The sequence below is a fragment of the Priestia sp. SIMBA_032 genome (genome assembly GCF_046535215.1).
Lineage (GTDB): Bacteria > Bacillota > Bacilli > Bacillales > Bacillaceae_H > Priestia > Priestia aryabhattai.
The window spans coordinates 1-260 of sequence record NZ_JAWRXD010000963.1 but is presented as its reverse complement, the minus strand read 5'-3'; the positions used below and the strand labels follow the sequence as shown (position 1 = coordinate 260).

General features: G+C 38.1%; 1 protein-coding gene. It reads right to left on the bottom strand.

Translation table 11 applies throughout. From position 1 onward, the window contains the following. The coding region (locus tag SB717_RS37210) for a DNA topoisomerase (protein WP_410908128.1) at window positions 1-260 on the bottom strand (260 nt) is incomplete at both ends.

Below are 260 nucleotides of genomic sequence, written 5' to 3'. Positions count from 1 at the left end.
GCTGTTTCTGAGATACGTGTTGAATCAGTTCTCATATACGTAATAAGACCTACAGTTCCTTGTTTTCCAAGATCTATCCCTTCATACAATTGCTGTGCAAGCATCATCGTTTTCTTTGCTCGCATATTTAACTTACGTGCTGCTTCTTGTTGCAAGGAAGATGTTGTAAACGGTAATGCAGGATTACGTTTTCGCTCTTTGCGCGTTACATTTTCAACTGAAAACGCATTGTCTTTCATCTGTTCAATTATTTCATTCAC